The following is a 15,312-nucleotide window of genomic DNA, read 5'->3' on the forward strand; positions in this document are numbered from 1 at the left end:
AAATAAAGCTGGTGATTGCATATTCTCAGGAAAATCGCATCGCGGGATTGAGGCGGCGGACATTCCCAAACGCGAAGGGCGTAGGGCGTTGCGACAGTCACGGCAGCAAAAACCTCAGAGCTGATAACGCGGAACGAATAGCATCCCGTCAAGGTTGTCTATGTTCTGGCAGTTCAGAACGGGGCACCGGGGGTTGTCTTTCGAGGGAATGTGCGTCCACTCCGCATAGTCGGTCGCGTCGCAATAATTGCTGTTGCGGACGTAGCGATCATAGAGGGGCAGACCGCGGGATGACTGATAGCGGAAAATGACGGCGCCCTGATTGTGGATGGCGGCGCGCACGCTGTCGCAGCTCATGGTGAGCGGATTGTAGCGCGAGATCGCCAGCGCCGGCGATGCGGCGAGCACGAGCATGAGGGCAAGAGCGATTTTTTTCATCGAATCATCCTCAGAGAGTGTCCAATTCATATATACGGGATAGGCGCGCACCTGGTTTCACGCAAAAGCAAAATTACGCGCGCCGTGGCGAAAGACTTTCGCAAGTGGAGAAGCGGACATGAATCACGACAGCTACACCGATGATTTCCTCGCCGGCATTCTGCAGTCGGTGAAGACCATCGCCCTGACCGGCGCTTCGCCCAATCCGGCGCGGCCGAGCAACGGCGTCATGGGTTATCTGCTGTCGCGCGGCTATGAGGTCATTCCGGTCAACCCGGGGCAGGCGGGTAAACAGATCCACGGCCGCACCGTCTTTGCCCGGCTCGCCGACATTCCGGTGCCGATCGACATGGTCGACGTCTTTCGCGCTGCCGAATATCTGGACGGCGTCGTCGAGGAGGCCTTAGCGCTGAAGCCTTTGCCGAAGATCATCTGGGCGCAGCTCGGCGTCCGCGACGATGCGGCTGCGGCAAAGGCGGAGGCCGCCGGCATCAAGGTGGTGATGAACCGCTGCCCGGCGATCGAGTATCCCCGGCTCATTGCCTGATCTCATTGCACCCGATCTCATTGCTTGAGCTGCGCTCTGCAGAGACGGATTTTCCACCGAACGCCCGCGGGTTGAAACGGATCGCGATTAACTTTCCTCCGGGAGAGGCTATGATCCCGGCCGTCAGCAACAACGGGAGGACGACATGGCCAAGAATGATCCGGGATTCAACACGTTGGCGATCCATGCCGGCGCGCAGCCCGACCCGGCGACCGGCGCGCGGGTGACGCCGATCTACCAGACGACCGCCTACGTCTTCAACGATTCCGATCATGCCGCCGCGCTCTTCGGCCTGCAGGCTTTCGGCAATATCTACACCCGCATCATGAACCCGACGCAGGCCGTGCTGGAGGAGCGCGTCGCAGCGCTCGAGGGCGGCACGGCGGCCCTTGCCGTCGCCTCCGGCCATGCCGCACAAATGATCGTCTTCCACACCATCATGCGCCCCGGCGAGAATTTTATCGCCGCCCGCAGGCTCTACGGCGGCTCGATCAACCAGTTCGGCCATGCCTTCGAGAACTTCGGCTGGCAGGTGCGCTGGGCCGATTGCGCCGATCCGGCAAGCTTCGAAAGCCAGATCGACAAGAAGACACGCGGCATCTTCATCGAGAGCCTCGCCAATCCCGGCGGCACCTTCGTCGATATCGCCGCGATCGCCGAGGTCGCGCATCGCCATGGCCTGCCGCTCATCGTCGACAATACGATGGCAACCCCCTATCTCATCCGTTCGATCGAACACGGCGCCGATATCGTCGTGCATTCGCTGACCAAGTTTCTCGGCGGCCACGGCAATTCCATGGGTGGCCTCATCGTCGACGGTGGCACGTTCGACTGGTCGAAATCCGGAAACTACCCGATGCTGTCGAGCCCGCGGCCGGAATATAACGGCATGGTCCTGCACGCGACCTTCGGCAATTTTGCTTTTGCGATCGCCGCCCGCGTTCTCGGCCTGCGCGACCTCGGGCCGGCGATCTCGCCCTTCAATGCCTTTCTGATTCTGACCGGAATCGAAACACTGCCGCTGAGGATGCAGCGCCACAGCGACAATGCGATCGCCGTGGCGAGGTGGCTGAAGGCGCACAGCAAGATCGCCTGGGTGAATTATGCCGGCCTCGAAGACGACCCGAACCACCCCCTGCAGCAGCGCTATTCACCGAGGGGCGCCGGCTCCGTCTTCACCTTCGGCGTCAAGGGCGGTTATGAGGCGGGCAAAACGCTGGTCGAGGGCCTTGAGCTCTTCTCCCACCTTGCCAATATCGGCGACACCCGCTCGCTCGTCATCCATCCTGCCTCGACGACGCACCGGCAGCTGAGCGACGAACAGAAGACCGCCGCCGGCGCCGGCCCCGACGTGGTGCGCCTTTCGATCGGCATCGAGGACGTCGAGGACATCATCGCCGATCTCGAACAGGCGCTCTCGAAGATCTGAAACACCGTGTAATCAAAACGCCGTAGCCCCCTCGACGCGTGGCCATATTGTGCAGCAGCTTGCTGCACAATATGGGTCGTTGCCTCGGACACCCCGGATATTGGTTCTGGAAGGCTCGCTCCAAAACGCTCAAACTCGGCCGGCGAACTATCTCTCGGGCTGCGACCGCACCCCGATTACCGCTGGACGATCACTCGGGTCCCCGGCTGGACCATTTCGTAAAGTTCCTCGACATCTTCGCGGTACATGCGAAAACAACCGCTCGAAGCATTGGTTCCGATTGAGGACGGGTCATTGGTTCCGTGTATGCGCAGCAGCCCGTCGGCCAGGTAAATTGCGCGGGTTCCAAGCGGATTGGCAGGACCAGCCTTCACGACCGCTGGAAGCCTCGGATTCTTCTGCCGCATGCTCGCCGTTGGCCGCCATTCGGGATGCATTCGCTTGGATACCACCCGGGTTGATCCGTACCATTGTTTGCCTTCGCGACCGACGGCAATGGGGTAAGCGAACTGCTCTCCGCTTGCTGTCGTGTAAATAAGAGTGTGCTCACCTGTGGCGATTACGATGTTTCCCTTAGCACTTCGCGTCGAGGGTCCCCTGCGATTATACAGGGGTTCCTGATAGCGAGGGGCAGGGTCGTAATAAGGCGGAGGTGGATACGGGCTGTAGGGATCATCATAGTCGTAGCCCCCGTATTCGTCGTATCCATCATACGGTTCATAAACCTGGGCTTTGGCTTGAACCACCGTTAGCAAAACGGCCACAGCAAGAAGAGCCAGCAATCTCATTTTTCGCCATCCGCCTGTTATACAAGCCGTATTGGTCCCAACTCTATGGCATCACTATGGCGCACCGTTGACCCATACAAGGTCCCCTGGACGGGATCGCCCCAGACACCTTGCAGGTCGACCGTCGCAGGATGAACAGGTTTGTTATAACATCAGCGGCCCGTTCGGCCCTGAATGGTGAACGCCAAATTCAAGCGAAAAGCTGATGATGTGAAATTGACCACGAGTGCTTGCTGGTTCTATGCGTGGTGCATTACGAACGTTCTCAGCTTCAAGTTTGAAAATATGGACGAAGACGCGGTGGCCGTTCTTCCGTGCGTGGATGGCGTGCGATTAGATCGGCTTGTGGCTGCTTTCGAAGAAGCCGCTGGCTACCGTGATCCCGCTGGTGGCTATGGGGGGCTCATACCCTCATTCTACCGCTTCGGTCCCCTGCCGAGCTATTTCCTTGGTCAGGAAGCACCCGTGACGGGCGATGAGCGGGGGGAAATTTATCTCTTGTCGTGTGAATGTGGTGAGGTTGGATGTTGGCCCTTAATCGCCCACGTTCGCCTGCACCAGGACAAGGTGATATCGGATGGGTTCAGCCAGCCGCATCGGCCAAGCCGGAATTATGCGAGCTTTGGCCCGTTTGAGTTCGAGCGCAAGCAGTACGAACAGGCTGTCGAGGTTTTGATTCGATTTGACGATCTATGACTGAAACGTAAGCGCTGTTGCTCCGACAGCCTCGCAGGAGAGGCAAGCCGATCCTCAGCCACGGTAGCGCTTGGCACGCCCTTTTGATTTCATTGTTACGATTGCAATGATGCCGAATGTTTGCGCATCGGCATGCGCCCTGACATGGCTTCCGGATCGCCGCGGCTGCGCCCACGACTTTGACGTGATACTCTCCCCTCCAGCTGCGAAAGCCCCGGAAAGGAGCAACGGTATGCTTCGAAGATATTGAACGTATGCTGCGAAAGCGCATGGACAAACCAATGATTAAAAGCATGCCTCATACAAACGTATGCTGCGAAGAACGCTGAAATCGAAGAGATTCAGGATGACTGTGAGCAATTTCATCACCTTCGGCATCGATGGCGTCGCCCCCGAGTTCGGCGCGCCCGAACCCGGCCGGATTATCTCAGGCGATCCGCAGTTCCGGACCTGGAACCTGGAGGAGGCCGAAGGCGGCCTCTATTCCGGGATCTGGGAGGCGACGCCCGGCAAGTGGCGGATCGTTTACGAGGAATGGGAATATTTCAGCCTGCTGTCCGGCCATTCGATCGTGACCGAGGACGGCGGCGAGCCGGTTCATCTGAAGGCGGGCGACCGGATGATCTTGAGACCCGGCTTCAAGGGAACCTGGGAAGTCGTTGAAACGACTCGCAAGGATTATGTGATCAGGCTTTGATGCATGTCGCGTGGAAGCGTGCAGCGGTTCCTAGATAGCGACATGCATAAAGACAAGAGTGAAAGCGTGCCATTTTCCAAGATAGAACGGGTTTTGATCAGTCTCGTTAATTGTACCTACATCGTCAAATGCTAAACCACGTCTGCAGCGCATTGCGGACATGATGTCTCCTGCTGTCTTCACAGACATGGTCTTGCAATCGATCAATCCCGGAATTTGCATGTCGTCGACTCTTGCAGGTAGGCACGTTCGCACCCAAACCTCTTCCATCATCGCGACAACGATCTGTTTCCTTATTGTAGCGCTCCTGTTGACCGGCCTCGTGGCGCATGTCGTCACGACCATGACCCGCTCGGCCAACGAGATCGATGATGCCCGGGCCAGCCGCGCCGCTCGCGCCGCAATTGCCGCCTTTGTCGCCCGTCTCGGCGCGACAACGACGGATAATGCCATCTGGGATGATGCCTATCGTGCGGTCGCGGCTCCGGGCGGCGCCGATTGGGCCTATGAGAACTGGGGAAAGACCAGCGAGGATTATGCGCTCTATGACGGCGCCGTCGTGATTGGCCCGGACCGGACTTCGATCGTTTCCGCCTATGCCAAGGGCAAGCCCTTCCAGCCGGGCGTGTTTTTCGGCGAAGCCTTTTATCGGCAGGCCAAAGTGGCGGCCGATCCGGCGCGCGCGCCCTTGGTGAATTTCGTTAAGACCGAAAACGGCATCGCGCTGCTCGCATCGCAGGCAATCCAACCTTTCGACGACGCCGCCGACGCGACGGAATTCAGCACGCTGAGCTTTTACAAGGAATTCACCTCGGAAGTGCTGGACACTCTGTCGAACGAACATGAACTCGAGGGCCTGCGGCTCGAGGCGACGCCCAAGCCGGAGCTCCTGAACACACCGATCACCGACATGAAGGGCGCGGTCATCGGCTATCTCGTCTGGCCGAGCAAAGCACCGGGAAGCACCGTGTTTCATCAGGTGACGCCCTATATCGCGGCCGCCATCGTCATTCTTGCGCTGTTCCTTGTCGCTGTTCTGATGGTCGGCGCGTCAGAGGCGCGGCGCCTGCGCCAGCTGGCGCAGGCCGCGCTTTACGAAGCCGGCCACGATAGTCTGAGCGGCCTGTTGAATAGACAGGGACTTCTCAGCCTGCTCGAAGAGCTCGATGATACAGCTGCTTCGCCGCCCCGGCTCTATCTGGTCGACCTTGATGGCTTCAAGGCCGTCAACGATGCCTGGGGGCATGCTGTCGGGGACGATCTGATCCGGCTGGTTTCGAACGCGCTGACGGCCTGCCATCCCGAAGTCGTCGCGGCAGCCCGGCTGGGGGGCGACGAATTCGCGCTTGTGCAGGTAGGCCCTGCCACATGCGACGATATGGAAAAGGCTATTCTGGCGCTGTTTGCCGAGCCCTTCAAAATCGGCGGGCGGACAATCGAAGTCGGAGCCAGCATCGGAGCTGCCACGCGCGACGGCGACATCGAGCCCTTGGAGCTGCTGCGCAGAGCGGACATGGCGCTTTATCGCGCCAAGGCAAATGGCAGAGGCCAGGCGATCGAATACGATCCCGAACTGGACCAGGAGCGCCAGCGGGTCGCCGAACTGGAGGCTCTGCTGAAGAGCGCCATCGGCTCCGGCGCCATCGAAGCTGTCTTCCAGCCTCTTGTCTCTGCCTCGACCGGCACGGTGACCGGTATTGAAGCCCTGGCGCGTTGGCGAACGGCCGCAGGCAACGTCAGTCCGGAGGTCTTCATCCCCCTTGCCGAAAGATGCGGTCTCATCGATGCGCTCGGCGTTCACATGCTCAGAACATCGGTCGCGCATGCCAAGACCTGGCCCGATCTGGCATTGTCGGTGAATGTCTCGCCGGTCCAGCTGTGCAATCCGGAATTTGCGGCCGAAGTGATCTCGATCCTGCAGGAGCTCGATTTCGACCCGAAGCGCCTGACATTGGAGATCACCGAAGGCGTCCTGATGACAAATCCGGATCAGGCCCGGCGCTCGATCGACCAGCTCAAGCGCGTCGGCATCAAGTTCGCGCTCGACGACTTCGGCTGCGGCTACGCCAGCATCGGCGCATTGCGGCAATTCGGCTTCGATCGCATGAAGATCGACCGCTCGCTGGTCTCGGCGCTCGACGAAGGCGCAAAGGGCGCCGATGTTCTTCGGGCGACCATCTCTCTGGCGACCGCCCTGCAGATCCCCGTCACCGCCGAAGGCATCGAGAATTCGCGCCAGGCGGCGATCCTGCGGGACGCCGGCTGTGATCAGCTACAAGGCTATCTGATGGGAAAACCCATGTCGGCCCGCGACATCACCGGCAAGTTGCAGGAAGAGGCCGCCGCCTAACATGTCTTGCAAGAGTGTTTAGCGCGTTGGATTCAGCCGGTACGCCGCACGGATCCTCCAGCCGCCGAGGGTCAAGCCTCGGGATCACCAGTGCAAATCCAGCCGCTCCAGTCCGTGGAAATGGTAGACGTCCTTGACCACGGGTGTCTTCGCCAGCCGAAGGCCGGCAAGCCGCTCGAACAGGATCGGCAGCACGACGTTGAGCTCCAGCCGCGCCAGCGGCGCGCCGATGCAGAAATGGATGCCGGCGCCGAAGGAAAGGTTGGGCGCCTCGCTGCGGCCGGGCCGGAAGCTCAGCGGATCGGTGAATTTCGCCGGGTCGAGATTGGCGGCGGCGAGGATGAGACTTACCTTGTCGCCGCGCTTGAAGGAGACACCGTCGATTTCGGCAGGCTCCAGCGCCCAGCGCTGAAAGATGTGGACCGGCGCGCAGATGCGTAGCGTCTCCTCGACCGTGCGCTCTGTCGTCGCCTCGTCGCGGAAGAGTTCCGCCGGATGCGAGCCGCTGTCGAGGATCGTGCGCACCGAATTGCCGATCTGGTGCACGGTCGCCTCATGCCCGGCATTGAGCAGCACGATCGTCGTCGAGATCAGCTCCTCCTCGGTGAGATACTGGCCCTTGTGCTCGGTATGGATCATATGGGTGAGCAGGTCGTCGCGCGGCGCGGCGCGGCGCTCGGCGATCACGGTCCTGACATAGTCGGAAAATTCCTTCGCCGCCCGTTCGGCCTGGTCTTCCTGGGCGCGCGTGCGGCCGAACATGTACATGCGGACATAGGCGTGCGACCAGGCGAGCAGCTGCGGCCCCATCTCCTCGGGAATGCCGATCATGCGGGCGATCATCGTCACCGGGATGATATCGGCAAAGGCCGAGAGCAGTTCGACCTCGCGCTTGTCGGCGAAGCCGTCGATCAGCCGGTTGGCGAGTTCGGCAAGCTCCGGCTTCATCTTCTCGACATGGCGGGAGACGAAGGCGCGGTTGACGAGGGTGCGTAGCCGCGTGTGCTCCGGCGGTTCGAGTTCGAGCAGGGAATACCGTTCCGAGAGATCGAAATTCGCAAGATGCGGCATCGGCTCGCCAAGGCCGAACTCCTCGCGGCTGGCGATATGCAGGATCTGCCGGCCGAAGCGGCGGTCGCGCAACAGCGCGTTCACATGGTCGTAGCCGGTGAAGAACCACTGTTTCTGCTCCGCCCAGTAGAAGGTCGGACAATGGGCGTGAAGCGCGGCATAGACGGCATTCGGATTGCCATAGAAGGCCGGGTTGCGGGCGTCCAGCGAAACATGGCGCAGGGCAGGGTCGATCGAGAGAAAGGGCGGTATCGTCATGCCCCGAGGCTTAGCGGATTTGCCGGGCCTCGAAAAGATGCGGATGAGGAGAGCCGGCCGGAAGCAAGACATGCCCGACCGGAGGCGCCGACGACTTTAAGATCGTTGCCTAAACCTGGGGATTGATTCTATTTTCACGCTGCGGCTAATGCACGTCGCCCGGAGTGTGCAGCGGTTCCGGGACAACGACATGCATAAAAACAAAGAGCTAAAACGTGTCGCACGGATCAAATTTGATGCGACGCGCTTTAGCCGGCCCGCGACAGCGTGCCCATGCGTCGCAGCGCCTCGACCTGATCATCGATCGTCGGCACGAGTTCGCCGGCCGTCGGGCTCGGCGTGGCCGGCGCCGGGGCCGCCGCTTCCGCTTCGCCGAAGGTGACCGTGCAGTTGCGGCCGGCGGCCTTGGCCGCATAGAGCGCCCGGTCGGCGGCCGAGATCAGCTTGTCGATATTGGCTTCGATCGAGGCGGCGAGCGCAATGCCGATGCTGACGGTGACCGGAACGATCGCTTCGCCGGTGCTGACGGGAAGGCGGCAGAATTCGGTGCGGATCGCTTCGGCGATCGCCTCGGCTTCCATCTGATCCGAAACGGCGGCAAAGGCGGCGAATTCCTCGCCGCCCATGCGGCCGAAGATGTGGTTTGGAATATACTGCCGCGCCATGCGCGCGAAGGCGGTGAGCACGGCGTCGCCGGCCTGATGGCCGAAGCGATCGTTGACGCGCTTGAAATGATCCAGGTCGAATAGGATCACCGCGACCTGCCGCTGCTCGCTGTGGGCTCTTTCCTGGATGGCCTCGAAATAGCCGAGCAGGCCGCGGCGGTTGAGCACGCCCGTCAGTGAATCGGTCAGTGTCATTGCCCGCAGATGCCGTTCGGAGCGTTCCATGACCAGCCGGCAGGTCAGCGCGAATGCGATCGTGAGCAGGAAGGCGCTCGCCATCGCCGAGACGCCGCCGAGATTGGTCGCGTCGATATCGCTGGGCAGCGTTACCGCCATCGTCAGCGCCGAGCCGAAGCACAGGCAGCCCTGCACGACGAACACGCCCATCAGCTTGATGCGGGTGCGCTCGCGGCGCATGTCGCCGGCGGCGACCGCCATGGCGAGGGCCGTGGCGCCGGTCGCCGAAGCGAGATTGTAGAGCACGACGCGGTTTGAATAGTCGGTGTTGACCCAGGGTAGGAACACCCCGGCCAGCCAGATTGCCGGCGGCAGCAGCGCCCACCATTCGATCTTCTTGCGGTCGAGCGCGAGAAAACCCGCCACCCAGGCGCTCTGTCCGAGCAGCGCGATGGCATTGCCGATCTCGACGGACACCAGGCTGGGGACTTGGCCGCGCAGCGCGATCATCGCAAAGCCGATGCCGGTCAGAAGAAAGCCGAGGCCCCAATAGAGGTAGGCCTCGTTCCTGACGTTGTGGCGCCAGGCGACGAAAAGCACCAGAGCGAGCGTCATGGCCTCCGAACACCAGATGGCGAGACCTGTAGCGATATTGAACACGGCAGCAAACCCCTTGCCCGTCGACCTTGTCTGTTGGGCCGCATTCTTGCTGAGGAAGCTCGCCAGTTCCTTAATGCTGTTGCGGTGCGGCATGATTTTCGGCCGGTATCTGGCGGTAGGCTTTCCGTTGGGTAAACGTACGTGAGCGCTGCCGGATGGAGTAAGCTTTCCTTCATCCTGTCATCGAGAAAAGCCGGGGGAGATGCCGCGAGGGGCTCGCGGTCATCGGCCATTTACAGGAAAGAGGCCGCCGGCGCCGAAGCTCGATGCATGTCGCTCGGAAGTGTGCAGCGGTTCCGGGATGACGACATGCATCAAAGAGGAGCTGAAGCCGTCGTGCCCCGCCTTCTTAACGTTATCCTCATGCGTGTCTTGAAGAGGAGGGCCGGGACACTCTATGTAGGGATATGGCATTTTCTTTGATTCCCGGCGGCCGCCGGCATGACGTTGACAAAGGACGCACATGAGAAACCCAGTTGATACCGCAATGGCCCTCGTGCCGATGGTCGTGGAACAGACCAATCGCGGTGAACGCTCCTACGACATCTATTCCCGCCTGTTGAAGGAACGCATCATCTTCCTGACCGGCGCCGTCGAGGATCACATGGCGACGCTCGTCTGCGCCCAGCTGCTCTTCCTCGAGGCCGAAAACCCGAAGAAGGAAATCGCCCTTTACATCAATTCGCCCGGTGGCGTCGTCACCGCCGGCATGGCGATCTACGATACGATGCAGTTCATCAAACCGGCAGTTTCGACGCTTTGCATCGGCCAGGCCGCGTCCATGGGCTCGCTGCTGCTGGCCGCTGGCCACAAGGACATGCGCTTCGCCACGCCGAACTCCCGCATCATGGTGCACCAGCCCTCGGGCGGCTTCCAGGGCCAGGCCTCGGATATCGAGCGCCACGCCCGCGACATCCTCAAGATGAAGCGCCGCCTCAACGAAGTCTACGTCAAGCACACCGGCCGCACCTACGAGGAAGTTGAAAAGACCCTCGATCGTGACCATTTCATGGATGCGGACGAGGCCCAAGGCTGGGGCGTGATCGACAAGGTTCTGACGTCGCGCCTCGAGATGGAAGGCGAGCAGGCCTAGTAATTAATTGGGATGGTGTTTTTGCCGCCACAGTTCTATCTCATTTGTGATCGAACAAGGGCTTTCATCCGGCGGTGAAGACACTAATAGTAACTATTAATGCTATGTTGAATTTTTGTGACATAGCATTTGGCATTCGAAGGGGATTCGTTGCCGCCGGAACCTGGACATGGTTGACTGGAACCGGTTCGTAGCCCCTGAAGCCCTTCTCGGCAAAGGCTCCGGAAACGGAGTGCCGCCAGGAGCTGATAGAGTGGACCGCGATTTCGCCTTGAAATGCGGCGTGCTGGAAGGAAAAAGATATGAGCAAGGTCAGCGGCAGCAACGGCGGCGACTCCAAGAACACCCTCTATTGTTCGTTCTGCGGAAAGAGCCAGCACGAAGTCCGGAAACTGATTGCCGGACCGACCGTCTTCATCTGCGATGAATGCGTCGAATTGTGCATGGACATCATCCGCGAGGAAAACAAGTCCTCGATGGTCAAGTCCCGCGACGGCGTTCCGACGCCCCAGGACATCATCAAGGTCCTCGACGAATATGTCATCGGCCAGCGGCAGGCGAAGAAGATCCTGTCGGTCGCCGTCCACAACCATTACAAGCGCCTGGCGCACGCCTCCAAGAACGGCGAAGTCGAACTGGCGAAGTCGAACATCATGCTCGTCGGCCCGACCGGTTGCGGGAAGACCTATCTTGCCCAGACGCTCGCTCGCATCATCGACGTTCCCTTCACCATGGCCGATGCGACGACGCTGACGGAAGCTGGGTATGTCGGCGAGGACGTCGAAAACATCATCCTGAAGCTTCTGCAGGCGGCCGACTACAATGTCGAACGCGCTCAGCGCGGCATCGTCTACATCGACGAGGTCGACAAGATTTCGCGCAAATCCGACAATCCGTCGATCACCCGTGACGTCTCGGGCGAGGGCGTACAGCAGGCGCTCTTGAAGATCATGGAAGGCACGGTCGCTTCCGTTCCGCCGCAGGGCGGCCGCAAGCACCCGCAGCAGGAATTCCTGCAGGTCGACACGACGAACATCCTGTTCATCTGCGGCGGCGCCTTCGCCGGCCTCGACAAGATCATCTCCGCCCGTGGCGAGAAGACCTCGATCGGCTTCGGCGCGACCGTCAAGGCCCAGGACGACCGCCGCGTCGGTGAAGTCCTGCGGGAACTCGAGCCGGAAGATCTGGTCAAGTTCGGCCTCATCCCCGAATTCATCGGCCGCCTGCCGGTTCTGGCGACGCTTGAGGATCTCGACGAAGACGCGCTGATCCAGATCCTGTCCGAGCCGAAGAACGCCTTGATCAAGCAGTACCAGCGCCTGTTCGAGATGGAAGACGTCGAACTGACCTTCCACGAAGACGCCCTGCGCGAAATCGCCCGCAAGGCGATCGTGCGCAAGACCGGCGCCCGCGGCCTCCGCTCGATCATGGAGAAGATTCTGCTCGACACGATGTTCGAACTGCCGACGCTGGAAGGTGTGCGTGAGGTCGTCATCTCGGAGGAAGTGGTGCGCGGTTCGGCCCGTCCGCTTTATATCTATGCCGACCGTCAGGAAGAAAAGGCCAACGCTTCGGCGTGACCTTGCACTTTCGCACCATTATTTTGGGGGCTTGCCATCAGCAGGCCCCTTTCTATTTGAAAAGTCATCCGAGGCGCTGTTAGTATTTGCCGGTGGGACCGGAATTGCCTTTGCCGATGTTGTGCAGGGGTAATGCTTGGCAATGATGGGATGATCTCGTAAGCCTGTTGCTGGCGTTGTATTGAGCCTGGCCGGAAATGGTAAGCGCCGGTCCAGCCACGCGCTTCATAGTGTTGGCGTTCCGTTGTAACAAAGCTGTCACATCCGGGGAACGCGGGCGTTAGCGTGGCTTGAAAAGCGTAGTCAGAACCTCCACTTGTAGAGCCAAGTGAGAGCCGGCCGGTCCCAAGCGGCCGTGCAGAGAGCCCGGTAACGGGACGATGGAAAGGACAAAAAAATGACGAAGAAAACGTCTGTAGCGAGCAGCACTGCCTACCCTGTTCTGCCTTTGCGCGACATCGTGGTGTTCCCGCATATGATCGTGCCGCTGTTCGTCGGACGGGAAAAGTCGATCCGTGCGCTCGAAGAGGTCATGGGTTCCGACAAGCAGATCATGCTGGTGACGCAGATCAATGCCAGCGACGATGATCCGGACCCTTCGGCAATTCACAATGTGGGCACGGTCGCCAATGTGCTGCAGCTGCTCAAGCTGCCCGACGGCACCGTCAAGGTTCTGGTCGAAGGCCGCGCCCGCGCCGAGATCGACACCTATACCAGCCGCGAGGATTTTTATGAGGCGCTCGGCCATGTGCTCGATGAACCGCATGACGATCCGGTCGAGCTGGAAGCATTGTCACGCTCGGTCGTTTCCGAATTCGAGAGCTATGTGAAGCTCAACAAGAAGATTTCGCCCGAGGTGGTCGGCGCCGCCAGCCAGATCGACGACTATTCCAAGCTCGCCGATACGGTCGCCTCGCACCTGTCGATCAAGATCACAGAGAAGCAGGAGATGCTGGAGACGACCAGCGTCAAGCAGCGCCTGGAAAAGGCCCTCGGCTTCATGGAAGGCGAGATCTCGGTGCTGCAGGTCGAAAAGCGCATCCGCTCGCGCGTCAAGCGCCAGATGGAGAAGACCCAGCGCGAATACTATCTCAATGAGCAGATGAAGGCGATCCAGAAGGAACTCGGCGACGGCGAGGAAGGCCGCGACGAGATGAGCGAACTGGAAGAGCGCATCGCCAAGACCAAGCTCTCCAAGGAGGCCCGTGAAAAGGCCGATGCGGAGCTGAAGAAGCTGCGCCAGATGAGCCCGATGTCGGCGGAAGCCACCGTCGTGCGCAACTATCTGGACTGGCTGCTCGGCATTCCCTGGGGCAAGAAGTCGAAGATCAAGGCCGATCTCAACAATGCCGAGAAGATCCTCGAAGCCGATCACTTCGGTCTCGACAAGGTCAAGGAGCGCATCGTCGAATATCTCGCCGTGCAGGCCCGCGCCACCAAGATCAAGGGTCCGATCCTCTGCCTCGTCGGCCCTCCCGGCGTCGGCAAGACCTCGCTCGCCCAGTCGATCGCCAAGGCGACCGGCCGTGAGTATGTCCGCATGGCGCTCGGCGGCGTTCGCGACGAAGCCGAAATCCGCGGTCACCGCCGCACTTATATCGGCTCGATGCCCGGCAAGGTCATCCAGTCGATGAAGAAGGCGAAGAAGTCCAACCCGCTCTTCCTGCTCGACGAGATTGACAAGCTCGGCCAGGACTATCGTGGCGATCCGTCCTCGGCTCTGCTCGAAGTGCTCGATCCGGCGCAGAACTCGACCTTCATGGACCATTACCTGGAAGTCGAATACGATCTGTCCGACGTGATGTTCATCACCACGGCGAATACGCTGAACATTCCGGCGCCGCTGATGGACCGCATGGAAATCATCCGTATCGCCGGCTACACCGAGGATGAAAAGCGCGAGATCGCCAAGCGGCACCTGCTGCCGAAGGCCATCAAGGAACATGCGTTGCAATCCGAGGAATTCTCGGTCAGCGACGATGCCCTGATGGCGATCAGCCAGCAGTATACCCGTGAAGCCGGTGTCCGCAGCTTCGAACGCGAATTGATGAAGCTCGCCCGCAAGGCGGTGACCGAGATCATCAAGGGCAAGACGAAGTCCGTTCACGTGACGGCCGCCAACATCGCCGATTACTTGGGCGTCCCGCGCTTCCGCCACGGCGAAGCCGAGGGCGAGGATCAGGTCGGCGTCGTAACCGGTCTGGCCTGGACGGAAGTCGGCGGCGAGCTGCTGACGATCGAAGGCGTGATGATGCCGGGCAAGGGCCGCATGACGGTCACCGGCAATTTGAAGGACGTCATGAAGGAATCGATCTCGGCGGCGGCCTCCTATGTCCGCTCGCGCGCCGTCGATTTCGGCATCGAACCGCCGATGTTCGAAAAGAACGACATCCACGTGCACGTGCCGGAAGGCGCCACGCCGAAGGATGGCCCCTCGGCCGGTGTCGCCATGGCGACCGCCATCGTCTCGATCATGACCGGCATCCCGGTGAACAAGCATGTGGCCATGACCGGTGAAATCACCCTTCGCGGCCGTGTGCTGCCGATCGGCGGTCTCAAGGAAAAGCTGCTCGCAGCGCTTCGCGGCGGCATCAAGAAGGTGCTGATTCCGGAAGAAAACGCCAAGGACTTGGCGGAGATTCCTGACAACGTGAAGAACAGCATGGAGATCATCCCGGTCTCCCGCATGGGCGAGGTGATCAAGCACGCGCTGATCCGCCGGCCCGAGCCGATCGAGTGGGATGGCACGGTGGAAACGCCCGTGATCACGTCGGTCGAAGGCCTTGATGACACGGGCGCAACCATAGCGCATTGAGTGGCGCTTGCCACATTTATGCCCATTTGGCGCAAAAGACATAAAAAG

General features: G+C 60.5%; 12 protein-coding genes. 8 read left to right on the plus strand and 4 right to left on the minus strand.

The genetic code is table 11. The features are described 5' to 3' along the window. Positions 1-114 precede the first annotated feature (114 nt). Positions 115-438, minus strand: coding sequence for a hypothetical protein (locus tag A7X77_RS06750; protein WP_064682200.1), 324 nt, complete (start codon positions 436-438; stop codon positions 115-117). A 118-nt stretch (positions 439-556) separates the two neighbouring features. Between A7X77_RS06750 and A7X77_RS06755 the strand changes: the two genes are divergently transcribed. Next, on the plus strand, positions 557-985 hold the full coding sequence (locus tag A7X77_RS06755; RefSeq protein ID WP_064682201.1) for a CoA-binding protein: 429 nt from the start codon (positions 557-559) through the stop codon (positions 983-985). Between the two features lie 145 nt (positions 986-1,130). Beyond that, positions 1,131-2,414, plus strand: a complete 1,284-nt coding sequence (locus A7X77_RS06760) for an O-acetylhomoserine aminocarboxypropyltransferase (RefSeq protein WP_064682202.1) — start codon at positions 1,131-1,133, stop codon at positions 2,412-2,414. 176 nt (positions 2,415-2,590) lie between these two features. On the opposite strand, the gene A7X77_RS06765 is transcribed toward A7X77_RS06760, so the two are convergent. Next, a complete protein-coding gene (locus tag A7X77_RS06765) occupies positions 2,591-3,202 on the minus strand; it encodes a L,D-transpeptidase (protein WP_064682203.1) in 612 nt (203 codons plus the stop codon). Between the two features lie 177 nt (positions 3,203-3,379). On the opposite strand from A7X77_RS06765, the gene A7X77_RS06770 reads away from it, so the two are divergent. The 3 genes from A7X77_RS06770 (at position 3,380) to A7X77_RS06780 (ending at position 6,945) form a co-directional block, all read left to right on the plus strand. Further along, positions 3,380-3,898 carry a hypothetical protein gene (locus tag A7X77_RS06770; protein WP_245293713.1) on the plus strand — a complete coding sequence of 173 codons (519 nt, stop codon included), beginning with the start codon at positions 3,380-3,382 and terminating at the stop codon, positions 3,896-3,898. Between the two features lie 346 nt (positions 3,899-4,244). Further along, on the plus strand, positions 4,245-4,595 hold the full coding sequence (locus A7X77_RS06775) for a cupin domain-containing protein (protein ID WP_064682205.1): 351 nt from the start codon (positions 4,245-4,247) through the stop codon (positions 4,593-4,595). 220 nt (positions 4,596-4,815) lie between these two features. After that, positions 4,816-6,945, plus strand: coding sequence for a bifunctional diguanylate cyclase/phosphodiesterase (locus A7X77_RS06780; RefSeq protein ID WP_064682338.1), 2,130 nt, complete (start codon positions 4,816-4,818; stop codon positions 6,943-6,945). 84 nt (positions 6,946-7,029) lie between these two features. Here A7X77_RS06780 and A7X77_RS06785 read toward each other — a convergent pair whose 3' ends face one another. Continuing rightward, positions 7,030-8,274: a cytochrome P450 gene (locus A7X77_RS06785; protein WP_064682206.1), complete on the minus strand. Its 1,245-nt coding sequence runs from the start codon at positions 8,272-8,274 to the stop codon at positions 7,030-7,032. A gap of 248 nt (positions 8,275-8,522) precedes the next feature. Continuing rightward, a complete protein-coding gene (locus A7X77_RS06790; RefSeq protein ID WP_064682339.1) occupies positions 8,523-9,776 on the minus strand; it encodes a GGDEF domain-containing protein in 1,254 nt (417 codons plus the stop codon). A gap of 463 nt (positions 9,777-10,239) precedes the next feature. Here A7X77_RS06790 and clpP point away from each other — a divergent pair, with 463 nt between their 5' ends. The 3 genes from clpP (at position 10,240) to lon (ending at position 15,264) form a co-directional block, all read left to right on the plus strand. Further along, positions 10,240-10,869, plus strand: coding sequence for an ATP-dependent Clp endopeptidase proteolytic subunit ClpP (gene clpP / locus A7X77_RS06795; protein WP_003573944.1), 630 nt, complete (start codon positions 10,240-10,242; stop codon positions 10,867-10,869). Between the two features lie 302 nt (positions 10,870-11,171). Next, entirely contained in the window at positions 11,172-12,449 is a 1,278-nt protein-coding gene (clpX, locus tag A7X77_RS06800; RefSeq protein ID WP_004680013.1) for an ATP-dependent Clp protease ATP-binding subunit ClpX, read from the plus strand. 397 nt (positions 12,450-12,846) lie between these two features. After that, on the plus strand, positions 12,847-15,264 hold the full coding sequence (gene lon / locus A7X77_RS06805; RefSeq protein ID WP_064682207.1) for an endopeptidase La: 2,418 nt from the start codon (positions 12,847-12,849) through the stop codon (positions 15,262-15,264). The last annotated feature ends 48 nt before the right edge of the window (positions 15,265-15,312 follow it).

The sequence above is a fragment of the Rhizobium bangladeshense genome (assembly GCF_001662075.1).
Lineage (GTDB): Bacteria > Pseudomonadota > Alphaproteobacteria > Rhizobiales > Rhizobiaceae > Rhizobium > Rhizobium bangladeshense_B.